Source organism: Pseudomonas sp. RA_5y_Pfl1_P24, from assembly GCF_963970945.1.
Classification (GTDB): domain Bacteria; phylum Pseudomonadota; class Gammaproteobacteria; order Pseudomonadales; family Pseudomonadaceae; genus Aquipseudomonas; species Aquipseudomonas tritici.
In genome coordinates this window covers 257,362-278,004 of record NZ_CAXAOJ010000001.1, presented here as the reverse complement: position 1 = coordinate 278,004, position 20,643 = coordinate 257,362, and the positions used below count along the sequence as shown (strand labels likewise).

Sequence of the window (20,643 nt, the reverse complement as noted above, 5' to 3'; positions counted from 1 at the left end):
TTCTAATCTGCGGGAGTTTGGGATGCATCATACGTGCCGCTTTCGCGATCACCAAACGGCAAGATGTGTAAGGATCCTACAGAAGCAGTCGAAGGCAGCTACAAGTGGCAGTCTTCAAGGGGATAGCCGGGCCCGAGCGTCTTGCCGCTTGCAGCGCATAGCATCAACCCTGACTTTCCGGCTCAACATCGGCCTTAGCCTCAACAGCTTTCGAGTTGCTCCTCTTCATCTCACTTACAATCACCGCCGCCACAATCAACACCGCTCCCAGCATCGCAATCGGCGGGAAGCGTTCGCCGGCAATCCGCCCCACCACGCCCGCCCACACCGGCTCACCGGCATAAATCAACGTCGCCCGCGTCGGCGAAACACTCTGCTGCGCCCAGTTCATCGCGACCTGGATCACCGCACTGGTCAAGCCCAGGCCCACCGCGCTGAACAGTAGCAACCACGAAAACCCCGGCAGCGCTTCACCCATCGGCACCACCATCAGGAACGACAACAGCGAAGCGGTGGCCAGTTGCACAACCGTCACCCGGCGCACATCCACTTGCCCCGCGAATGCACTGATCAGGATGATTTCCGCCGCAATGGCGATGGCGCCGATCAGCGTAGCGATTTCACCGGGACTGAAATTCAACGACGCCCCCGCCGGCCCCGTTAGCAGCATCAAGCCGGCAAACGCCAGCATGATGCCAATGCTCGGCATCAACCCCGGACGACGGCCCAGCACCAGCCATTGCAGCAGTGGCACGAATGGCACATAGAGCGCGGTGATAAACGCCGACTGGCTGCTCAGGATGGTCTGCAAACCGATGGTCTGCAGGCCGTAGCCAAACATGATCGCTACACCGATAAACACACCGGCCTTCAATTCGAACAAGGTCAAGTCACGCAGGGTGCGCAAGGAAAAGCAGCCAACCACAATGGCCGCAGCAGCAAAACGCAGGCCGACGAAAAACATTGGCCCGCTGACGGTCATCGCGTGCTGCACCAGCAAAAAGGTGCCGCCCCATATCATGGTGATCACCACCAGGATGCATTCGGCTTTGCTGAAACGGTTGAAACGCGAAGGGGAGTTCGGGGTGGTCATGGCGGCTCGGTCTTGCAAGGGAAAGGCACGGACCGCACAATGCGCCGCACGCTGGGCAGTATACTGCGCACACCCACCCATTGAGCAATATAGTGCACAAAGAAAATCCGCAACGGGCCTCGGTCCTGCAGCACGTCAGCCAGAATGTTCGTCGCCTGCGCCATGCCGCCGACCTCAGCCAGACCGCGCTCTCGGAAAAGTCCGGCGTCAGCCGGCGCATGCTGGTGGCGATTGAGGCGGGCGAGAAGAATGTCAGCCTGTCTACCCTCGACCGCGTGGCCGAAGCGTTGGAGGTGGCGTTCAGCGACCTGATCCAGGCGCCGGATGTGCGTGACCACAGCCGCATCAATGAGCTGGCTTGGGCCGGTGAAATTACTGGCAGCAAGGCGGTGCTGCTGGCCAAAGCGACCGCGCGGCGTGAAGTGGAGCTATGGGAGTGGCGCCTCGAACCCGGTGACCGCTACTGCCCAGACCCGGATCTGGAAGGCTGGAGCGAGCAGCTGTTTGTTTTCGAGGGCAGCCTGACCCTGGTGGTGGGGGACGTTGAAAACACCCTCCATGCCGGCGAATTCTTCATGTTTGCCAGCCACCAGCCCCACGCCTATCGCAACGAGGGTGACGTCGCGGTGCGCTTCATCCGCAACGTGGTGATCTAACTGTCCGCCAGGCAACAGTAGCTGCACACTTTGCTGGTTTGAAACGCGCTCTACCGCGCTGATTTAACAGCAAGTCGCTGATTTTATTGGCGATTAAATTCAGGCACGACCCCTGCAATCACTCCAGCATCCCAACGGAGCCTGGAGTCGGCCCTTGTCTGCCCACCCTCAACACCCTGCCCATATCATCCGCTCGGACGCGGAAGCCATCGAGGTTGCCAGGCGCCTGGCCGCGCCGAGGTGTCCTATGTGACCGTGGACGAGGTGATCAAACTGATTTCCGCCGCGGACCCTTCACTGGGCCAGATCCCGCAGAACCACTTGGGCGTAGTGGACATCGTGCTGCAAACCGCGACCGAGGATTACTTCGGCAAAGTCCTGCCGCCAGGAGTGATGGAGCGTGCCGACACTCACCTGCACCGGGCTGACGCCGGGCGGCGAGCAACAGATGGTCGCCATCGGCCGGGCGCTGATGACGCGTCCTACTTTGGTACTGCTCGACGAACCGTCCATGGGTTTGGCGCCTATGATCGTGCAGGAGATTTTCGAGAGCATCGCGCAACTCAACCGTGAGCAGCAGGTGAGCTTTTTGATCGCCGAACAGAACACCAACGTCGCACTGAACTATGCGTCCCACGGCTACGTGCTGGATACTGGGCGTGTAGCCCTGAGTGGCAGCGCCGCTGAACTGCTGGCGCGGGGCGACCTGCATGATATTTATCTGGGCAAACAGTAAGGGCGACTCCGCATGACTGAATCCATCCGCAACGCTGATGTGCTGATCATCGGCGGCGGCCTGAGCGGCACGATGCTGGCCGTGCAACTGCTGCGCTTGCCGGGCAAGAGGCAGATTCTGGTGATCGAGCCGCGCGCTGAACTCGGCCGCGGCGAAGCCTACAGCGCCGTCGAGCTGGGCCACACCCTGAACGGCAACGCGGCGCGTATGAGCGTTGACCCGGACAATGCCGACGACCTGACCCAATGGCTCACTGACTACATCGGCGCGGGCGGGTGGCCCGAGTCAGGCCAGCAGGCTGTGCCGATCAGCGAGCTGTTTCCACCGCGCGGGATGTTTGGTCTGTATGCCCAGCAACGCTTGGCCGAAGCCAAGGCGCAGTCCGCTTCCAGCGTCGAGCATGTGCGCGGTGAAGGGGTCGACCTGCAAGTGGATGAAGCCTCGACGCTGCTCACCCTCGATAACGGGCAGCAACTGCGCGGCAGCTTTGCGGTGTTGGCCACCGGCATGTTCCCGGCGGCGCGTACACCGCAGACCAAGTCCAGCGGCTTGAACGCGGCGGCGGTCGATCCTTGGGACGTGCAGGCGATGACCTTGATTGACCCGCAAGCGCCGGTGCTGATCATCGGTTCCGGGTTGACCATGGTCGACGCCGTGGTGTCCCTGGAACAGGCCGGGCATTGTGGGCCGATCGAAGTTTTCTCGCGTCACGGCCTGCTACCCCATGTGCGCCGACAACCGCCGAGCTGGGTGGATTTTCTCGGCGAAGACTACAGCCTGCGCACTCCTTGGCAATTGCTGCGTGAGGTGCGTCGCCAATGCCGGATTGCGCAAGCGCAGGGCATCGATTGGCAAGCGCCGCTGGACACGGTGCGCGCGCACATCGGTCGCCTGTGGAGCCAGGCCAGCGAGCGTGAAAAACGTCAGTTCGTACGTCATGTAAGGCCGTGGTGGGAAAGCCATCATCACCGCTCGCCGCCGTTGAGCGCGCAACGGGTGGCACGGTTGCAGGAAGAGGGGCGGTTGCGGATTCGGGCGGCGTCTTACAAAGGGCTGGAACCTTCGGTTGAAGGGGTGACCATCCGTTTGCGTTACCGCGGCGAGCAAGCGGTCACTCAGGTTTCAGGGGCGGCGTTGATCAACTCCAGCGGCATCGAATACGACTGGCGCCGCGTGGCCCGGCCGTTGCCGCAGCAGTTGCTCAAGCGTGGGTTGATTCAGCCAGGGCCGTTGGCGTTGGGGATCACGGCGGATGCTTCGGGGGCGGTGGTGGATGCTCAGGGGCAGGTCAGCGCGCGGTTGTTTGCCATGGGGCCGCCGTTGCGGGGAATGTGGTGGGAAAGTACGGCGGTAACGGATGTGGCGATGCAAGCCAAGGCACTTGCCTTAAAGCTGACAAAAATCTAAATGTGGGAGCGGGCAAGGCCGCTCCCGCATTTAGATCTTCATTTATCTTGAGACTTTCACAAGTCCAGGTTTGAGGCCAAACACCTCAACCCCTTGCGCCGTCGACTGCCCAGTCGTCACCGTCACCCGCTCCACCGGCTTATCCATCGCCGCCCGGTATTCAACCGTCATGTCCGGCCCTATCGCCTGGCTCGGCACCACAATCGCCTGCGCATTGTTGTAGGTCACGATGGTCAACCGCGCACTCATCCCCAGCCGCACCCGTTGCAACTGTTGCGGCGTGAGCCTGGGGATCGACAAGGTCACCGGAAACTGCGCGCTGCCCTGGCTGTCGGTGGCAATCGCCAAACCGCTCACCACGCTTACCGACCCTGTCAGTCGCTCCCCCTCAAAACCATCCCCCAGCACTTCCACCGCCTGGCCCTGGTGCAACTGGTTGATGTCCAGCTCTGACACCTTGGCAACGATTTTCAGCCGCTCGATATTTGCCAGGCCAAACAACACCTCACCCTGGCTGACCTTACTGCCAGCCTGCACCGGGGCATTGTTGTTGCCGCCGCCTTGGGAGGAGGCGCTATTGCCCGGCGGTGGCACCACGATGCCGGAGAACGGTGCCTTGACCTCTTTGCCTTCGAGCAGTTGGTGCAGCGCGTCGTATTTCACCGTGGCGTTGGTCAGTTCCATATCGGCGATCTGGCGGTATTCGCCCTTGCCCTGGTCGATCGCCTGTTGCAGTTCGCTGCGTGCGGAGGCGAGGTCCAGTTGTTGCTGCTGGGTCTGTTGCTTGAGGTCGTCCAACTCATTGCGCGGGATGATGCCGCGCTGGAACAGGTTTTCACTTTCGGTGAGTTTGCGCTGGGTGTTACTGGCGGTCATTTCGGTGGTGCGCAGGCTGCGGCGTGCACGGCTGACGGTGGGGCCGTTGTCCCAGTCCTGCATCTCTTGCACGGTGCGCCGGGCCTTGAGTTGGGCGGAGAGGGCGTCGCGCAGTTGCACCTCCAGGGTCGTCGGGTCCATGCGCAACAGCACTTGGCCGGCCTCGACCCGCTGGCCTTGCTCCACCAGATTGGCTTGCACATTGCCATCGAAAGGCGCGGTAAGGGTGATGGTGGTGTCGGGCTCGATTTTGCCCACCAGGCCGATCTGGTGCACCAGCGCGTCGGGCTTGACGGCCAGCCACTGCTCGCTGGTGCTGGCCGGCGCGGACGCAGGGCTGCGCAAGGCCATGCCCGCGCCCCCCAGCAGTACGATCAATACGGCGCCCAGCAGGCGTTTCTGATTAGTAGTCATTGAGGGCGATTTCCCAACTTTCCAGCGTCATGCCCAGCGTCAAGTCGAGCTGGGTCTGGGCGTTCAAATAAGCGATCAGCGCATTGAGTTGCGCGTTTTCGGCGTTGCGCAGGTCGGTCTCGAAACTCAGCACCTGGAAGTTGGTGGAGCGCCCGGCGCTGAGTTTTTCCCGTTCGATCTCGATCTTGCGCCGCGACAATTCCACGGCGCGCTGGGAGATTTCATATTGGCGCCAGCGGGTGCCGAGGTCGCGCACTACATCGTTGACGCTGCGCTCCAGTTCCTGGCGCGCGCCGGTGATGCGGATCTGCTGGTCCTCCACGTTTACCCGTGCGCGGACTTCGGCCTGGCGCGTGCTGATATCGCCGATGGGGATTTGCACCTGCACCCCGGCGTAGCTGTCCCACGTGCGATTATTGCTGCTGCCGGCATCGTTATTGTAGGCGTCGCGCACCTGATTCGCGCCGGCTACCAGGTCCACCTGCCAGCGCCCGGAGTCCTTGGCGATCACCAGGTTGAGGTCAGCCTGCTGGCTGCCGAGCAGGGCCGCGAGGTATTCCGGCTGCTGGGTCTGCGCCAGGTTGAAGGCCTGGCGCTTGTCGATTTGCATCGGCCGGGCCTCCAGGGCTTCGGTGGCGCGGACCGGCGTGGACAGGTCCAGGGCCAGCAGGCGCAGTAGGGAGAGACGGCTGGTGTCCAGTTGGTTCTGCGCCTCTTCCACGCCCAGTTGCTGGGTGGCGATGTCGGCTTCGGTCTGCACGATTTCAAATTCGGCCATGCGCCCGGCACTGATCAGCGCCTTGTTGACTTGCAGCAAGGTGTCAGAGCGCTTGAGGGCGTCCTGCACGATGCTCAGTTGCTCCTGGGCGCGCAGCAGCTCGCGGTAGGTCGCGATGATCTGGCTGATGGTCTGCGCCACGGTGGCCTTGAGGTTCAAGCGGTTGGCCTGTTCCGACAGGCGCGACAGGCGCAGCGGTGCGGTGGTGGCGTCCCAGCCGGCGCCGCGCAGCAGTGGCTGGATGATCGCGAGGTCGAGACCGTCGCTGCGATAGCGGCCGGCGCGGTCGGCGTTGCTCAGTTGCTGGGTCCAGGCCATGCTCAGGCGCGTGCCGTATTCGCCGAGCAGGCTGGTGGCCGGCGCCACGCTGGCATTGCGCGCGTTGTCGGCTGAGCCGCGGGTATTACGGTAGTAGCTGTTGAGGGTGAGCTTGGGGTTGAACACATCTTCGGCTACGCGCAGGTCGAACTTCTGCGCTACCCGTTGCAGGTAGGCGCTGCGAATTGCCGGGTTGTTGCGCAGGCCCAGGTAGACTGCGTCGCCCAGGGTCATGGTGGTGGCCTGGGCATTCAGCGAGACGCCCCGATCGTAACCGCTGCGCGTGGTGCTCGGCGCCGACGGTTTGATCACCACGTCGGCGGCCACGCCAGGCAGGCTGACCAATGCGAGCAGCCAGAGCCATTTATTCATCGCGCAGGGCCTCCACCGGTTGCAACCGTGAGGCCGAGATTGCCGGGTAGATGCCGAAGAACAACCCCACCAGCAACGTGCTGCCCACCCCCAGCGGCAAGGCCGCGACAGCGAGTGCAAATTCCCAGCCCGACAGCCAGGCATACAGCCACGCGGCGGTCATGCCCAACACCGCGCCGCACAAGGCACCCACCGCCGTGAGCGTGATGGCTTCGAGCAGGAACAGGTTGCGGATGTCCCGCTGGCGCGCGCCGAGAGCCATGCGAATGCCGATTTCGCGACGCCGCTCCGAGACGTTCATCAACATCACGTTCATCACCCCCACGCCACCGCCCACCAGGGAAATCGCCCCCAGGGCCAGCAGCAGATAGGCGAAGGTGCGGCTTTGCCGGGTCATGCCGTCGATCATTTGCTGGGGCACCTGGATGTCCACATCGTGGTCGGGAAGTTGCGGTTTCAGGGCGGCGGCGGTGTTCCTGGCAACGCGCTCCATGTCCTGGCCTTGCGTGGCGCGGATGATCACGTTGCTGATCTGCGGCGTTGCGTAGATGCGGCGCATGCCTTCGGCGGGGATGAACAGTGATTCGTTGGCCTGCACCGGCATTAGCATTGCCCGCGGCTGGCCTTGCAGGATGCCCACAATCAGGAACAGGTAATCGTTGATGCGCACACGATCGCCCAGTTGCAGCGGATCTCCCGGCACGCCCAGGGCCTCGGCCACCTGCGCGCCGATCACGCCGTAGGTTTCGTTGGCATCAAAGCTCGACAGGAAACGTCCCTGTTGCAGTGCCAGGCGCATCGCGTCCTTGATATCCGGTGTGCTGCCGACGAAGTTGGTGTTGACGGTGCGGCCATGGAATACGATGGGCCCGCTGAACAATGTGAGGGCGCCAATGTGCGCGATGCCTGGCACCGCCTGGCGCACGGCGTCCAGGTCGAGGCGGGCGGGCATCGGTGAGCTGCTGCCGCCTTTAGGTGGGAACTGGGCGATCAGGGTGTCGGTGCCCATGTCCTTGAAGATCATCGCGGCATCCACCGCCGCGTTATGGCCGATATTAATCAGCGCCACCACCGACGAGCTGCCGATCACGATACCCAGCAGGGCCAGGATCGAACGCTTGCCTAAGGTGCGCAGGCTGACAAACGCTTCGTGCAGCAGTTGGCTGAGGCTTTGTTCGACCCGCAGGCTGCTCTCTCCCTGCTGGGTCATACGCAGCCGGCCTCTTGCACCACGCCATTGCGCACCAGGATCTTGCGTTCCAGGCGCTCGGCGATGTGCGGGTCGTGAGTGACGATGATCAGCGTGACCTGTTGCTCGCGGTTCAACGCCAGCAGCAGGTCCATGATGTCCTGGGCGGTGGTGCTGTCGAGGTTGCCGGTGGGTTCGTCGGCCAGTATCACCGAGGGTTTGCCGACCAGGGCCCGGGCAATCGCGACCCGTTGGCGCTGGCCGCCGGAAAGGTCGGCGGGGCGGTGGTGGGCACGGTCGGCCAGGCCGACTTGCTCGAGCATGCGCAGCGCTTGCTCCACTGACTCATGGCGCGATACGCCGCGATAACTCAAGGGCAGGGCGACATTGTCCAGGGCGCTGAGGCGTGGCAGCAGGTTGAAACTCTGGAACACGAAACCGATCTGCTGATTGCGGATGGCCGCCAACTGGTCGGGGGTGGCGTTGAAGATATCGTGGCCGGCGAAGTGGTACTGACCACAGTTGGGCAGGTCCAGCAGGCCGAGGATATTGAGCAAGGTACTTTTGCCGGAGCCGGACGCCCCCAGGATGCCGCAGCTGTCGCCGCTGTCGATGGTCAGGCATACATCATTGAGAATGCACAGGTGTTGCCCGGCCAGTTGATAGCTTTTGCCGATGCCTTGCAGGGAGATCAAGCCTGGGTGCGCGGGGGTATCTGTCATGAATACGCCTTCAGTCTCGCCGCGGCCGCCACCTCCTTTTGTAAAGCCTTGTAACAAGTTAAGGAGGAATTTTGGGTGCACGTCACAGATGGGTTTTGTTTCTTGTTTTTAAAATATTGTTTGAATACTAACCGCGTTCCAGCCGCTTCGCCAGCCATGGATATAGAGCGGTTTTACCTTGGCAAAATGCCACTTCCAGGGCGCGCGCAGGTTGCTCAAAACCCCGTCGACGTGCCTTGGCGAGCCCATCGGCCAAGGCTTTCGATCCTCGGGTGCTGTGTCAATACTTGCTTTCGAACGGCGGCCCCGGTATAAAAAATCAAATTATATTTTTAAACAATTTTTCCGCGTGGAATCTCTATGGTCGCGAAGAAAGTCAGCGCTCCGAACATTACCAAGACTCGATTGCTGGATGCGACAGAGGCTCTCTTCATCAAGTATGGATACGACGCAGTTTTGTTGCGGCAGATTACCGAGCGTGCCCAGGTCAACCTGGCGGCGGTGAACTACCACTTCGGGGACAAGGACTCCCTGATGAAAACTTTGCTGATGCAGCGCCTGGAACCGCTCAACGAGCAGCGCCTGGAACTGTTGGCACGCTGCGAAGCCGAGTCCGATGGCCCACTTGATTGCGACACCTTGCTTGGCGTGCTATTTGCCCCCGCCATGGGCCTGGAACGCAGCGATCCAGCCAGCGCGAGTGGGGAAGGGCGTTCGTTTATCCGGTTCCTGGGTCGGGTCTACAGCGACACGTCGCCGTTTATCCAGGAATACCTCAAGGTGCATTACCAGCCGGTGTTCCAGCGTTTCTTCGAAGCTTTCGCCCTGGCCTTGCCGGATCTGCCGCGCAATGAACTTGGGGTGCGCCTGCAATTTGCCCTCAAGGCGATTTCCGGCGTGATGGCCGGGACCGAGCTGCGCCTGCTGATGAACTCCATGAGCCTGGGCCGTCCGGCAACGGATGCCGAGGTGATGGCCAAGTTGATCACCCTGGTGTCGGCGGCGATCCGCGTGCCACAGCAAAGTCCGGAAGCGGAACATGCCTTGGCCAAGGTGCTGGATACCCAGCGGGCCATTCGTGAGCAGTCGATAGCGCCAGCGAACAAGGCGGCGCGCTAGCTCGAATTCCAGGCAAAAAAAAGCCCGCTGGGGCGGCGGGCTTGATATGCAACGTTTGTAACGGATGAGGCTTCACACTACGTTCCGGGATGTGAATAAAACGTGAAAACTTTGTAAGGTAAAGTGTGAAAACCTTAAAATCTGTAGACGCATGGGGAATTTCTTTTTCTCCCAGCGAATTCAGATTTTCCAGCGCCCGGCACTCTTGGCCAGCCTCTGGCGCATCGCACCGATGTTCTGCGCCAGTTGCAAGGTCAGCAGCCGGTAGCCATCCAATGCGCTATAGACCGGCACGTCCAACCCAGGCTCAACGCTGGCGTGACTCGGCCGCTCCAACCGCTCCGTTAGGCCAGATTTCAACGCCCGTGCCATGCCCACCAGTTGCACGCGAATTTGCCGATGCTCGGCCTTCAATATCACCTGCATCCGCGCCATCGCCGGTTCGTCGCGAGGGTCAGGCCGGGTATTGCCGAGAATCTCCAGGGTGCTGATGCACATCCGTAAATGCCGCTGTATCGCGTCCAGTTCAGTCATGGAGATGCGTACCTCCTTGGACACCGACGGCATTAACGAGCGCAACTGCAACATCGCGGCATTCAGACGATTGAGCAGCTTCAGGTGTTTATCATCGGTGACCGACTCGCCATTGATGATCCGGCTGTAGATCTCGGCGCAATCGCGCAACGCACTGGCCATGTTGTAGCGCCAGGAGTACACGGCATACAGCGGCAGGGCGAAGGAAAAGGCCAGGGCGAGGGCGATGCCGATCAGGATATCCACGGTGCGCCATAGCCCGTCCGACAGCGGGTTGTCGCCGTGACCCGCGACGATAAACACAGTGATCGCCGAGAGCAACGCGGTGTAGCCGCCCTTGCCGATGGCGTGGTAGGAAAAGAAGCCGCACACCACCGACATCAGCAGATAGGTCAACAGCGGCTGGCCGACGTATGCCTCCTGCACCACCAGCAACAGGCCGACACTGGCGCCGATCAAGGTGCCATAGGCACGCTCCACGGCTTTCTTGCCGATATTGCCGTGGTGCTGCAAGCCGCCGATCACCACCAGCATGGTCACCGAGGCCCACTCACCATGGGGCAGGTTGAGGCCAGTGGTCAGCATAATCGTCGCCAGCAAGCCGATGGACACGCGCACGGCGTGGATCAGCTTGGCATGGCGATAGCGGCGGTACGGGTCGAGCAAGGGGCGCAACAGGCGCCGGGCGAAGAAGGGCAGGTTCATCGTTCTAAAATTGGCCTCTACGGTATGAATGTATGCGGTCAAATGTGGCGTTGTTAGAAAATGTAATCAGTGGTCAAGAAACTCGAATCACGGTTGCGCAATATATCGCTGACCAGCGCCTTGTTGCTCTCCTGGAATTTGGTCGCCACCAAGGTGCGGATTGAGAACACGCGCAATGCGTCATGTACCGACAACGTGCCCTCGGCCGAGTTCTTGCGCCCGTTGAAAGGGAAAGTGTCCGGGCCGCGCTGGCACTGGGCGTTGATGTTGATACGGCCGACCTGGTTGGCAAAGGTATCCACCAGGCGCCCAACTTCCGCGGCATTCGTACCGAAGATGCTCAGTTGTTGACCGAAATCAGAGTCCAGCACGTAGTCGATCACCTTCTCTACATCACGGTAAGGCACGATCGGCACCACTGGGCCGAACTGTTCTTCGTGGTACACGCGCATCTGCGGGTTCACCGGGTAAAGCACGGCCGGGTAGAAGAACGAACCGCGACTCTCACCGCCATGCTCATTCACCACATTGGCACCGTGTTGCGCGGCATCGGCCACCAGGCTGTTGAGGTAATCCACCTTGCCCACTTCTGGCAATGGCGTCAGCGCCACGCCGTCCTCCCACGGCATGCCGGGCTTGAGCGTGGCCAGCTTCTGGTTGAATTTGTCGATAAAGCTGCCGACGACGTCTTCATGCACGAACAGGATTTTCAACGCGGTGCAGCGCTGGCCGTTGAACGATAGGGAACCAGTAACGGCTTCGCTGACGGCATTGTCCAAGTCCACCTCAGGCAGCACGATGCCGGGGTTTTTCGCATCCAGGCCCAACGCCGCGCGCAGGCGGTGCGGCTTGGGGTGCAATTTCTTCAAGTCGCTGGCGGCCTTGTTGGTGCCGATAAACGCGAAGATATCGATCCTTCCGCTGGCCATCAGCGCGCTGACGGTTTCACGGCCGCTGCCGTAGATCACGTTGATCACTCCTGCCGGGAAACTGTCGCGGAACGCCTCCAGCAGCGGGCGGATCAGCAGCACGCCGAGCTTGGCCGGCTTGAACACCACGGTATTGCCCATGATCAGCGCCGGGATCAGCGTGGTGAACGTTTCGTTCAGCGGATAGTTATAAGGGCCCATGCACAAGGCCACGCCCAGCGGGACGCGGCGGATTTGGCCGAGGGTGTCCTGTTCCAGCTCGAAACGGCTGGAGCGACGGTCGAGTTCCTTGAGGGCATTGATGGTGTCGGTGATGTAGTCGCAGGTACGGTCGAACTCTTTCTGCGAGTCCTTGAGGTTCTTGCCGATTTCCCACATCAGCAGCTTCACCACCGCGTCGCGTTGTTCACGCATGCGTCGCAAGAACGCTTCGACATGCTGGATGCGGTCGGCCACGCGCATCGTCGGCCATTCGCCCTGGCCCCGGTCATAGGCGCGCACGGCGGCGTCGAGGGCGGTCAGGGCGGTGGCGGCATCCAGCAGCGGCGTGCTGCCGATATGCACACGTTCGTCGCCCAGTTGCACCGGGCTCTGCACCTTGGCTAACGGGCCGTTCCATACCTGCAACTGGCCGTCGACCAGGTAATCGCGCTGTTCGATGGGCGCTGCCAGGCGCAATTGTTCGGGAATGTCGGCGGCGCAGGTGGGAAACAGCTGGGCGAGCAGGTTGCTGGTTGTCATGTCGCTACCCCTGGAATAGTTGCAAAACATGACTAGAGAGTCACCCATCCAAGGGCGGCGTGGCAAGGGCCAGCCGCATCAGAGCAGCCCGGTGACCTGGAAAACCTTGAGCACAAGCCCGCGCTGGCCGGGTAAACTTGGCGACTTTCTTGAAGGCGTTCACATGAGTCAGTACCAGCCGGGCATTCTTGCCGCACCGGTGCCGTTGCAGGCACGCCATCTGTTTTTTGCCGTGGATTCCCTGGCCGCCGTTCCCGCAGCGCTGGATGCGTTGGTGCAGTTGGCCGATTCGGCGGCAGTGGTCGGTTTTGGCGATCTGCTGGTAAACGCGCTGGGCGCACGGATTGAAGGCCTGCGCACATTCTCCACCGTCAGTGGGCCGGGCGCGCATAACCCGTCGACACAGCAAGCACTGTGGGTGTGGTTGCACGGTGTGGATCGTGGTGAACTGCTGTTGCGCAGCCGCGCGTTTGAAAAGGCCCTGGCCCCGGCGTTTCGCCTGGTGCAGACGACCGAAGGTTTCCGCTACAAAACCGGCTTCGACCTGACCGACTACGAAGACGGCACTGAAAACCCCCATGACGACGCAGCGGTTGAAGCGGCCCTGACCGACAGCGGCGCCAGTTTTGCCGCGATCCAGCAGTGGCAGCACGACCTCGACGCCTTCGCCGCCTTGCCTGCGCAAGAGCGCGACCACATCATCGGCCGTCGCCACGGCGACAACGAAGAACTCGACGACGCCCCCGAGTCCTCCCACACCAAACGCACCGCCCAGGAAAGCTTTACCCCGCAAGCCTTCGTGGTACGCCGTTCCATGCCATGGGCCGAGAATGGCCAGGCCGGGTTGATGTTTCTTGCGTTTGGTCATTCCTTTGATGCGTTTGAAGCGCAACTGCGCCGCATGAGCGGCCTGGAAGATGGGATTGTCGATGGGTTGTATCGCATCAGCACGCCGCTGACCGGTGGATACTACTGGTGCCCACCAATCAAGGAGGGGCATCTGGACCTGAGTGCACTGTTCGTCACTGCAAGCCACTGAACATGTGCGAGGGGGGCAGCTACGTACCGGCTCGGCGGCTGTGAGCCCGGTTGCCTGCTGGTGCTGAAAAAAAGTCGGACGTTCCACGCGAATTTACCGCCTTGATTATCGCGATCGTCCTGCTGTTTATCTATGCAGGTACGGCGCTGTTTCGTAGCGAAGTGCCATGCTCAGCGCAATGATTCAAGGGATTTTGAAGCTTTGCAGCCAGGCCGGATCGAAACGGGTTTGCTCGGTGTCCATGCCCAACGCGTGCATCTTGGCCTTATGGGCCTCGGCCTCACCAACCAATTGCGCCTGAGCGCTGGAGTTGGCGTCCAACTCATGCATTTGCGTCAGGCCCAGGTGATAAAAACGCAGCACCTTGATCGCCGTCGGGTCATTGGCCTGGGCCCGCTCGGTGACCTTGTGCATCACATTGGTCACGCTCATCAGGCTGCGCTTGAGTTGCCAACCGTACACCGCCGACGCCAGCCAAGGCTGGGTCCAGAACGGCCCGCGCACCAGGGCCAAAGTGATCAGCACCCCCGCGAAGACGCCGCCGACATTGAAGCGGAAGTTATCACCGCCGGGCTCGCCGAACAGCATCACTGCCAGGCTCGACAGCAGCATACCCAGGGCCAGGAAGAGCACCGCCACGATCAGCGTACTGCGCCGGGTCTGTTGGCGAAAGGTGACAGGGTCGCAGGGTTTGAGCTCGAACATCCGGGTCGTTTCTCCAGAAGGGGCGGGCATCATCTCACGCTTGGGCAAACAAGTTGAACGATGGCGCACAGCGGTTTCTCTAAATCTGTGTAGACCCTTTGAGGTGAACCAGCATGTCCGACTACAAGCAGCCGCCGCCCGGCACCCCGAACCCTGACCGCACACCGGGTGAAGAGGAGCGTGACAACGATGCGTTGCGCCCCAACGATCCGGCGGAGCGTCAGCACGACGACGTGGAACGCGTCGAGGAAGACCTGGAAAACCTTCACGACAAAGCCCGCCCGCTCTAAACAAGGAGATCGCCGTGAATAACCCACCGAAAGGTCCGTCTTCAGACGAGCATGCCAGCGGTAAGGATGAATTGGGCTTCGACCCGGATTCGCCGGATGTGGCAGACCCACAGGTCGACCCCATCGGCCCTGCCATTGCACCGCTGGACAAGGACAAGAAAGACCAGGCCGAAAAAAAGCCGCCCTACGATCCGTTGGGCGACTTGAAGCCTTGAATCGAGCCCCGCCTTTGTGCGGGGCTTTTGTTTATTTGGGTGCGATCCAGATGACGTCGGTAATGCCGAATTTCTCCGCCCAAGGCCGGGTAGTTTTCTTCACTTGTTCGTGGCCGACTCGACCCACGCGACTGACATGCGCAATGTCGGCATCAACGGCCGCCCAGTGCCATGCCTCGGCGTTGTTCATCACTTCGGCGCGCACCACAAAGGACTTCCGTTGACCGTGCAGTTGGTAGTTGATGGTGTAGATTTTTGCGGTACTCATGTTGCCTCCCTGTGTTGTTATAGATGGATACGGGAGCGTTCAAAAAGGTTCATTCAAAATGACAACCTGCGTGCTGACGCCCGCAGGCCACGGCGCACGAACCTTATCGCCTGAGCTTCGACGGCCAGAGCAATTACACCCTGTGGGCGCCCGTCGCACTATCGATGGCCGCACCAGGCTCAAGGTAGATGACTTGGCAGCGACACCGTGGACCTCAAGTACCGCACCAATCCGCACGCCGCAGTGTCCTGGCTCTTCCCCATAACGCAAAAACGGCGCCCGAAGGCGCCGTTTTTGTTTACTGCATCCCGCTAAGCGATCAAACGCCCAGCACCGCGTGCTGCACCAGGGTGAGCAACGGTTGTGGGTACACGCCCAGGAAGAACGCGAGCAGGGCAATGGCCAGCAGCATCACGCCGCCTGCCTTCTGTTCCCAGTGCAGCTCGGCGTCCACACGGCGCAGGTTTGGCTCGATCAGGTACAGGGTGACCATCACGCGCAGGTAGTAGAACACGCCGATGGCGGAGCCTAGCACCAGCGATGCAACCAGCCACCATTCATGCGCTTGAACACCGGTCGCCACGATGTAGAACTTGCCGATAAAGCCCGCAGTCAGGGGGATACCCGCCAGGGACAGCATCATCACGGTGAGTACGGCAGTCAGGTACGGACGGCGCCAGAACAGGCCGCGGTATTCGTACAGCGCGTCGGCGTCACGGCCTTTGAACGGCGAGGACATCAGCGTGATCACGCCGAATGCGCCGAGGCTGGTGATCACGTAGGTGACCAGGTACACGCCCATGGCTTCCACGGCCAGGCCCTTGCTCGCCACCAGGGCGATCAGCAGGTAACCGAAGTGAGCGATGGAGGAGTAACCCAGCAGACGCTTGAGGTTGTTCTGGGTCAGGGCCAGCAGGTTACCGAACAGGATCGAAGCAATGGCGATCACGGTCAGCACGTCGCTCAGCACGCCGGTGTTGGCGGCGGGGGAGATCTGGAACAGACGCACCATCACCGCAAACACGGCCACTTTCGACGCGGTCGCCAGGAACGCTGCCACCGGCGCCGGGGCGCCTTCGTACACGTCCGGGGTCCACAAGTGGAACGGCACCAGAGACAGCTTGAACGCCAGGCCGATCAGCATCATGGCCAGGCCCAGTTGGGCAATCGGCGCAGGCATGCTGGTCGCCGCCAGCGCGTGCCCGATGCCGGTGAAGCTCAGGCTGCCAGCTTCGGCGTAGAGCAGGGCCATACCGAACAACAGGAACGCGGAACCGGCGGCCGACAGCACCATGTACTTGATGCCGGCTTCCAGCGAGCGCTTGTTGAAGAAGGCGTAGGCCACCAGGCCATAGGTCGGGATCGACAGCAGTTCCAGGCCGATGAACAAGCCGGCCAGGTGCTGAGCGCTGACCAGCACGATACCGCCGGCCGCAGCCAGCAGGATCAGCAGGTACAGCTCTTCCTTGTTGCCCGGGTAGCCGGTGCCGCCTTCGCCGAGGTAGGCGTGGGCGAGGGTGACGCAGGCCAGGGTCGCGACCAGGATCAACGCGATGTACAGCAGCGCGAAGTCATCGACCATCATCAGTGGCGTGACCGCCAGTGGTGCGACCTTGAGGGCCGGAATGATCGACAGCAGGGCCAGGTTGAGACCGGCACACGACAGCAGGAACGTTTGTGAGTGATTGCGGCGCCAGGCGATTGCCAGCATCACCACCACGATGGTGAGGCTGGTAATCAGCAGCGGCGCAAGCGCGATAAAGTGTTGGATCGTGAATTCCATAGCGCTCTTACCGGGCCGAAGCGAGTTGAGAGAAGGCGGTGCCGAACCACTGCTGCACGCCATGCATCGTCGCGGCAGAAGTGTCCAGGAACGGTTGCGGGTACACGCCGATGTAGATCAGCAGTACCGCAAGGCCGAGCACCATGATCAGTTCGCGAGCATCCATCCCTTGCAGGACGGTGTCGGACTTGGCCGGGCCGAAGTAGGCGCGGTGGATCATGATCAGTGAGTAGACCGAACCAAACACTAGGCCGGAGGTAGCAATCGCACTGATCCACGGTGTTTGCACGAAGGCACCCATCAGGATCAGGAACTCGCCGATGAAGTTACCGGTACCCGGCAAGCCCAGCGACGCGGCGGCAAAGAACAGGCTGATCGCCGGCAGGTAAGCGATGCGCGACCACACGCCACCCATTTCCCGCATGTCACGGGTGTGCAGGCGTTCGTACAGCTGGCCACTCAGGATAAAGAGTGCAGCGGCCGAGACACCATGGGCCAACATCTGGATCACGGCGCCTTGCAATGCCAACTGGCTGCCGGAGTAGATGCCGATCAGTACGAAGCCCATGTGGGAAACGGACGAGAAGGCAATCAGACGCTTGATGTCGGTTTGTGCGAAGGCCAGGAACGCGCCGTAGAAGATCCCGATCAGACCCAGCGTCATGGCGATCGGCGCGAACTCGGCCGAGGCGTTCGGGAAGAGCGGCAGGGCGAAACGCAGCAGGCCGTAGGCCGCAGTCTTCAACAGAATACCAGCCAAGTCCACGGAACCGGCAGTCGGCGCCTGTGCGTGGGCATCCGGCAGCCAGGAGTGGAACGGCACCACCGGCAGCTTCACCGCGAATGCGATGAAGAAGCCCAACATCAGGATGTACTCGGTGGTCAGGGACATCTTGGTTTTCAACAGGTCGGCGTAGTTGAACGTAATCACGCCCGTGCTGTTGAAGTTGACCAGTACCAGGCCCAGGATCGCCACCAACATGATCAGGCCGGAAGCCTGAGTGAAGATGAAGAACTTGGTCGCCGCGTAGATCCGGGTTTTCTTGCCGTCCGAAGAACTGTGACCCCAGAGCGCGATGAGGAAGTACATCGGCACCAGCATCATTTCCCAGAAGAAGAAGAACATGAACAGGTCGAGGGCGAGGAACACGCCGACAACGCCGCCCAGGATCCACATCAGGTTCAGGTGGAAGAAGCCCACGTGACGCTGGATCTCTTTCCAGGAGCAGAGTACCGAAAGGATACCCAGCAGGCCGGTCAGCAGGATCATCAACAACGACAGGCCGTCGAGGGCCAGGTGCACGTTGATGCCGAAGCGCTGGATCCACACGTGCTTGAACTCAAGCGCGAAGGTTGGATCGGCACCCGGTGCCGGAGCAAATGAATAGTCGCCATGGGCCCACAGCCAGAGGCCGAGTGCGAGTTCCAGGGACATGGTCAGCAACGCAATCCAGCGGGGGAGGGTGGCGCCGAAGCGTTCACCCATCCAGCAGAGCAGGCCGCCGATAAAGGGGATCAGGATTAGCCAGGGCAGAATCATGACAGGCTCGTTTCCTTTCGCAAGTTCGCAAAGTTGGCAGTGCAATCAAACATAGTCAGGCCGCTACCACGACGATGGCGCCGATCACCAGCACGGCACCGGCCGCCATGGACGCTGCATACCAACGCAATTGGCCCGTTTCGCTGCGACTCAGGGCGGTGTGACCGGCCTTGGCGGCACGTGGGATCAAACCGATGGTCTGGTCGAGCGGGTCTTTACGCAGTACGTGGCTGATGGCGAGGTAAGGCTTGACGAACAGTTTGTCGTAGAGCCAATCGAAGCCCCAGGCAGCGAACCACCAGGCCGATAGGAAACGACCAATGCCACTGTTGGCAACGGCCGTCACGAAGCGACGTTTACCCAGGAACAGCAGGGCCGCCAGCAGGATACCCGCGATGGCGATGGCGCCCGAGGCGATTTCCAGGCTGTGCTTGGCAGCGCCGCCGGCATGGCCAGCGCTTTCCGGCAGTACACCGGCCAGGGGTGGCGTGATCAGTGCGCCGATGAAGGTCGACAGGATGATCAGTACCGACAAAGGCAACCAATGCGAAATGCCATGGCCTGCGTGTGCTTCGGTCTTGGCTTCACCGTGGAAGGTGATGAAGATCAGGCGGAAGGTGTACAGCGAGGTCATGAACGCACCCACCAGGCCTGCGTACAGCAGGTTCTGGTTACCGCTGGCAAAGGCTTCCCAGAGGATTTCGTCTTTCGAGTAGAAACCGGCGGTCACGAGCGGCAGGGCTGCGAGGGCGGCGCCACCGACGATGAAGCTGGCGTAGGCCAGTGGCAGTTTCTTCCACAGGCCGCCCATCTTGAAGATGTTCTGCTCGTGGTGGCAGGCAACAATCACCGCACCGGACGCAAGGAACAGCAGGGCCTTGAAGAAGGCGTGGGTCATCAGGTGGAAGATCGCCGCGTCCCAGGCACCAACGCCCAGGGCCAGGAACATGTAGCCGATCTGGCTCATGGTCGAGTAGGCGAGAATACGCTTGATGTCGGTTTGAACCAGCGCGGCAAAGCCGGCCAGTACCAGGGTCACGCCGCCCACTACGCCCACCAGGTGCAGGATATCCGGCGCCAGGGTGAACAGGCCGTGAGTACGCGCGATCAGGTACACACCCGCAGTCACCATGGTTGCCGCGTGAATCAGTGCGGAAACCGGGGTAGGACCGGCCATCGCGTCCGCCAGCCAGGTTTGCAGCGGCAGTTGCGCGGATTTACCGACAGCGCCGCCCAGCAGCATCAGGGTGGCCAGGGTGATCCAGAAGTCGCCGACCTGGAATTTCTGCGGTGCCAGCACCAGCAGTTCCTGGATGTTCAGCGTGCCCACCTGTTGGAACAGGATGAACAGGCCGATGGCCATGAACACGTCGCCGATGCGGGTAACGATAAAGGCCTTGAGTGCGGCGTTACCGTTGTTGCGGTTGCTGTAGTAGAAACCGATCAACAGGTACGAGCACAGGCCCACGCCTTCCCAACCGAAGTACAGGAACAACAGGTTATCGCCCAGTACCAGGAACAGCATGCTGGCGATAAACAAGTTGGTGTACGAGAAGAAGCGCGAGTAACCGGCTTCACCGCGCATGTACCAGGATGCGAACAGGTGGATCAGGAAGCCCACACCGACGACCACGCCGAGCATGGTGATCGACAGGCCGTCGACATAGAGGGCGAAGTTTGGCTTGAAACCCTCCACAGACATCCACTGCCACAGCACCAGGGTGTAGTGGCCGCCTTCCGGCGGCGCCACGTTGAATTGCCAGATCACGTAGGCAGCAACGATGGCCGACAGGCCAATGGAACCCACACCAATTAAGGCAGACACATTTTCCGACAGGCGCCCGCGAGAGAACGACAGCAGCAGGAAACCGATCAGGGGGAATACGAAAGTCAGAAAGATCATGTTCATCCGCGCATCTCACTGGCAGCGTCGATATCAAGCGTGTGGAAGCGACGATACAGTTGCAGCAGGATCGCCAGGCCGATACTGGCCTCGGCGGCTGCCAGGCTGATCACCAAGATGAACATCACTTGTCCATCCGGCTGGCCCCAACGTGCGCCTGCCACGATGAACGCCAGTGCTGCGGCGTTCATCATGATTTCCAGGCTCATCAACACGAACAAAATGTTACGGCGAACCATCAGGCCGACCAGGCCAAGGCAGAACAGGATGCCGGCGACCGCCAGACCATGCTCCAAAGGGATAGCAGGCAT

General features: G+C 61.2%; 19 protein-coding genes and 2 pseudogenes. 8 read left to right on the top strand and 13 right to left on the bottom strand.

The window, feature by feature from the left end; genetic code table 11:
- Positions 1-163: 163 nt before the first annotated feature.
- Entirely contained in the window at positions 164-1,093 is a 930-nt protein-coding gene (locus tag AACY30_RS01280; RefSeq protein WP_339467461.1) for a DMT family transporter, read from the bottom strand.
- 92 nt (positions 1,094-1,185) lie between these two features.
- Here AACY30_RS01280 and AACY30_RS01275 point away from each other — a divergent pair, with 92 nt between their 5' ends.
- The 4 genes and pseudogenes from AACY30_RS01275 to AACY30_RS01260 all read left to right on the top strand — a co-directional run bounded on the left by AACY30_RS01275 (position 1,186) and on the right by AACY30_RS01260 (position 3,892).
- On the top strand, positions 1,186-1,749 hold the full coding sequence (locus AACY30_RS01275) for a helix-turn-helix domain-containing protein (RefSeq protein WP_339467460.1): 564 nt from the start codon (positions 1,186-1,188) through the stop codon (positions 1,747-1,749).
- 154 nt (positions 1,750-1,903) lie between these two features.
- Positions 1,904-2,130, top strand: a pseudogene (locus tag AACY30_RS01270) (SfnB family sulfur acquisition oxidoreductase); the annotation flags it as partial.
- Between the two features lie 31 nt (positions 2,131-2,161).
- A pseudogene (locus AACY30_RS01265) lies at positions 2,162-2,485 on the top strand (ATP-binding cassette domain-containing protein); the annotation flags it as partial.
- A 12-nt stretch (positions 2,486-2,497) separates the two neighbouring features.
- A complete protein-coding gene (locus tag AACY30_RS01260; protein WP_339539460.1) occupies positions 2,498-3,892 on the top strand; it encodes an FAD/NAD(P)-binding protein in 1,395 nt (464 codons plus the stop codon).
- Between the two features lie 42 nt (positions 3,893-3,934).
- Here AACY30_RS01260 and AACY30_RS01255 read toward each other — a convergent pair whose 3' ends face one another.
- From AACY30_RS01255 to AACY30_RS01240, 4 genes are read right to left on the bottom strand one after another with little or no spacing between them, the layout of a single operon-like run.
- Positions 3,935-5,182 carry an efflux RND transporter periplasmic adaptor subunit gene (locus AACY30_RS01255; RefSeq protein WP_339467455.1) on the bottom strand — a complete coding sequence of 416 codons (1,248 nt, stop codon included), beginning with the start codon at positions 5,180-5,182 and terminating at the stop codon, positions 3,935-3,937.
- Complete coding sequence (locus AACY30_RS01250) at positions 5,172-6,650, bottom strand: TolC family protein (RefSeq protein WP_339539459.1); 1,479 nt, start codon at positions 6,648-6,650, stop codon at positions 5,172-5,174. Before AACY30_RS01250 ends, AACY30_RS01255 begins: the two co-directional genes overlap by 11 nt.
- Positions 6,643-7,860 carry an ABC transporter permease gene (locus AACY30_RS01245; protein ID WP_339467451.1) on the bottom strand — a complete coding sequence of 406 codons (1,218 nt, stop codon included), beginning with the start codon at positions 7,858-7,860 and terminating at the stop codon, positions 6,643-6,645. The genes AACY30_RS01250 and AACY30_RS01245 overlap by 8 nt, the downstream gene beginning before the upstream one ends.
- Positions 7,857-8,561, bottom strand: a complete 705-nt coding sequence (locus AACY30_RS01240) for an ABC transporter ATP-binding protein (RefSeq protein WP_339467449.1) — start codon at positions 8,559-8,561, stop codon at positions 7,857-7,859. The genes AACY30_RS01245 and AACY30_RS01240 overlap by 4 nt, the downstream gene beginning before the upstream one ends.
- Positions 8,562-8,921: 360 nt before the next feature.
- Here AACY30_RS01240 and AACY30_RS01235 point away from each other — a divergent pair, with 360 nt between their 5' ends.
- On the top strand, positions 8,922-9,680 hold the full coding sequence (locus tag AACY30_RS01235) for a TetR/AcrR family transcriptional regulator (protein ID WP_339467448.1): 759 nt from the start codon (positions 8,922-8,924) through the stop codon (positions 9,678-9,680).
- Between the two features lie 180 nt (positions 9,681-9,860).
- Here AACY30_RS01235 and AACY30_RS01230 read toward each other — a convergent pair whose 3' ends face one another.
- Positions 9,861-10,919: an FUSC family protein gene (locus AACY30_RS01230; RefSeq protein WP_339467447.1), complete on the bottom strand. Its 1,059-nt coding sequence runs from the start codon at positions 10,917-10,919 to the stop codon at positions 9,861-9,863.
- A gap of 53 nt (positions 10,920-10,972) precedes the next feature.
- The gene (locus tag AACY30_RS01225) at positions 10,973-12,589 is read right to left on the bottom strand and encodes an NADP-dependent glyceraldehyde-3-phosphate dehydrogenase (protein WP_339539457.1); all 1,617 of its coding nucleotides are present in this window, start codon (positions 12,587-12,589) and stop codon (positions 10,973-10,975) included.
- 163 nt (positions 12,590-12,752) lie between these two features.
- Here AACY30_RS01225 and AACY30_RS01220 point away from each other — a divergent pair, with 163 nt between their 5' ends.
- The gene (locus tag AACY30_RS01220) at positions 12,753-13,628 is read left to right on the top strand and encodes a Dyp-type peroxidase (RefSeq protein WP_339539609.1); all 876 of its coding nucleotides are present in this window, start codon (positions 12,753-12,755) and stop codon (positions 13,626-13,628) included.
- Positions 13,629-13,811: 183 nt separating this feature from the next.
- On the opposite strand, the gene AACY30_RS01215 is transcribed toward AACY30_RS01220, so the two are convergent.
- A complete protein-coding gene (locus AACY30_RS01215; protein ID WP_339539455.1) occupies positions 13,812-14,333 on the bottom strand; it encodes a DUF3087 domain-containing protein in 522 nt (173 codons plus the stop codon).
- Between the two features lie 113 nt (positions 14,334-14,446).
- On the opposite strand from AACY30_RS01215, the gene AACY30_RS01210 reads away from it, so the two are divergent.
- Positions 14,447-14,623, top strand: coding sequence for a hypothetical protein (locus AACY30_RS01210; protein WP_339539453.1), 177 nt, complete (start codon positions 14,447-14,449; stop codon positions 14,621-14,623).
- Positions 14,624-14,637: 14 nt separating this feature from the next.
- Positions 14,638-14,838 carry a DUF6021 family protein gene (locus tag AACY30_RS01205; protein ID WP_314566665.1) on the top strand — a complete coding sequence of 67 codons (201 nt, stop codon included), beginning with the start codon at positions 14,638-14,640 and terminating at the stop codon, positions 14,836-14,838.
- A gap of 31 nt (positions 14,839-14,869) precedes the next feature.
- Here AACY30_RS01205 and AACY30_RS01200 read toward each other — a convergent pair whose 3' ends face one another.
- The 5 genes from AACY30_RS01200 to nuoK all read right to left on the bottom strand — a co-directional run bounded on the left by AACY30_RS01200 (position 14,870) and on the right by nuoK (position 20,643).
- Positions 14,870-15,106: a DUF6555 family protein gene (locus AACY30_RS01200; RefSeq protein WP_339417897.1), complete on the bottom strand. Its 237-nt coding sequence runs from the start codon at positions 15,104-15,106 to the stop codon at positions 14,870-14,872.
- A gap of 319 nt (positions 15,107-15,425) precedes the next feature.
- Positions 15,426-16,889 carry an NADH-quinone oxidoreductase subunit NuoN gene (nuoN, locus tag AACY30_RS01195; RefSeq protein WP_049712664.1) on the bottom strand — a complete coding sequence of 488 codons (1,464 nt, stop codon included), beginning with the start codon at positions 16,887-16,889 and terminating at the stop codon, positions 15,426-15,428.
- 7 nt (positions 16,890-16,896) lie between these two features.
- Positions 16,897-18,429: an NADH-quinone oxidoreductase subunit M gene (gene nuoM / locus AACY30_RS01190; RefSeq protein WP_049712665.1), complete on the bottom strand. Its 1,533-nt coding sequence runs from the start codon at positions 18,427-18,429 to the stop codon at positions 16,897-16,899.
- Between the two features lie 55 nt (positions 18,430-18,484).
- On the bottom strand, positions 18,485-20,338 hold the full coding sequence (nuoL, locus tag AACY30_RS01185) for an NADH-quinone oxidoreductase subunit L (protein ID WP_339427839.1): 1,854 nt from the start codon (positions 20,336-20,338) through the stop codon (positions 18,485-18,487).
- Positions 20,335-20,643 carry an NADH-quinone oxidoreductase subunit NuoK gene (gene nuoK / locus AACY30_RS01180; RefSeq protein ID WP_003174727.1) on the bottom strand — a complete coding sequence of 103 codons (309 nt, stop codon included), beginning with the start codon at positions 20,641-20,643 and terminating at the stop codon, positions 20,335-20,337. Before nuoK ends, nuoL begins: the two co-directional genes overlap by 4 nt.

Excerpts from the sequence above, each read along its gene's own strand:
- AACY30_RS01280 (WP_339467461.1), bottom strand. The coding sequence starts at position 1,093 with ATGACCACCCCGAACTCCCCTTCGCGTTTCAACCGTTTCAGCAAAGCC.
- AACY30_RS01215 (WP_339539455.1), bottom strand. The coding sequence starts at position 14,333 with ATGTTCGAGCTCAAACCCTGCGACCCTGTCACCTTTCGCCAACAGACC.
- AACY30_RS01250 (WP_339539459.1), bottom strand. The coding sequence starts at position 6,650 with ATGAATAAATGGCTCTGGCTGCTCGCATTGGTCAGCCTGCCTGGCGTG.
- nuoM (WP_049712665.1), bottom strand. The coding sequence starts at position 18,429 with ATGATTCTGCCCTGGCTAATCCTGATCCCCTTTATCGGCGGCCTGCTC.
- AACY30_RS01260 (WP_339539460.1), top strand. The coding sequence starts at position 2,498 with ATGACTGAATCCATCCGCAACGCTGATGTGCTGATCATCGGCGGCGGC.
- AACY30_RS01235 (WP_339467448.1), top strand. The coding sequence starts at position 8,922 with ATGGTCGCGAAGAAAGTCAGCGCTCCGAACATTACCAAGACTCGATTG.
- AACY30_RS01210 (WP_339539453.1), top strand. The coding sequence starts at position 14,447 with ATGTCCGACTACAAGCAGCCGCCGCCCGGCACCCCGAACCCTGACCGC.
- AACY30_RS01240 (WP_339467449.1), bottom strand. The coding sequence starts at position 8,561 with ATGACAGATACCCCCGCGCACCCAGGCTTGATCTCCCTGCAAGGCATC.
- AACY30_RS01255 (WP_339467455.1), bottom strand. The coding sequence starts at position 5,182 with ATGACTACTAATCAGAAACGCCTGCTGGGCGCCGTATTGATCGTACTG.
- AACY30_RS01245 (WP_339467451.1), bottom strand. The coding sequence starts at position 7,860 with ATGACCCAGCAGGGAGAGAGCAGCCTGCGGGTCGAACAAAGCCTCAGC.
- AACY30_RS01200 (WP_339417897.1), bottom strand. The coding sequence starts at position 15,106 with ATGAGTACCGCAAAAATCTACACCATCAACTACCAACTGCACGGTCAA.
- AACY30_RS01220 (WP_339539609.1), top strand. The coding sequence starts at position 12,753 with ATGAGTCAGTACCAGCCGGGCATTCTTGCCGCACCGGTGCCGTTGCAG.
- nuoN (WP_049712664.1), bottom strand. The coding sequence starts at position 16,889 with ATGGAATTCACGATCCAACACTTTATCGCGCTTGCGCCGCTGCTGATT.
- nuoK (WP_003174727.1), bottom strand. The coding sequence starts at position 20,643 with ATGCCTGCTATCCCTTTGGAGCATGGTCTGGCGGTCGCCGGCATCCTG.
- nuoL (WP_339427839.1), bottom strand. The coding sequence starts at position 20,338 with ATGAACATGATCTTTCTGACTTTCGTATTCCCCCTGATCGGTTTCCTG.
- AACY30_RS01230 (WP_339467447.1), bottom strand. The coding sequence starts at position 10,919 with ATGAACCTGCCCTTCTTCGCCCGGCGCCTGTTGCGCCCCTTGCTCGAC.
- AACY30_RS01225 (WP_339539457.1), bottom strand. The coding sequence starts at position 12,589 with ATGACAACCAGCAACCTGCTCGCCCAGCTGTTTCCCACCTGCGCCGCC.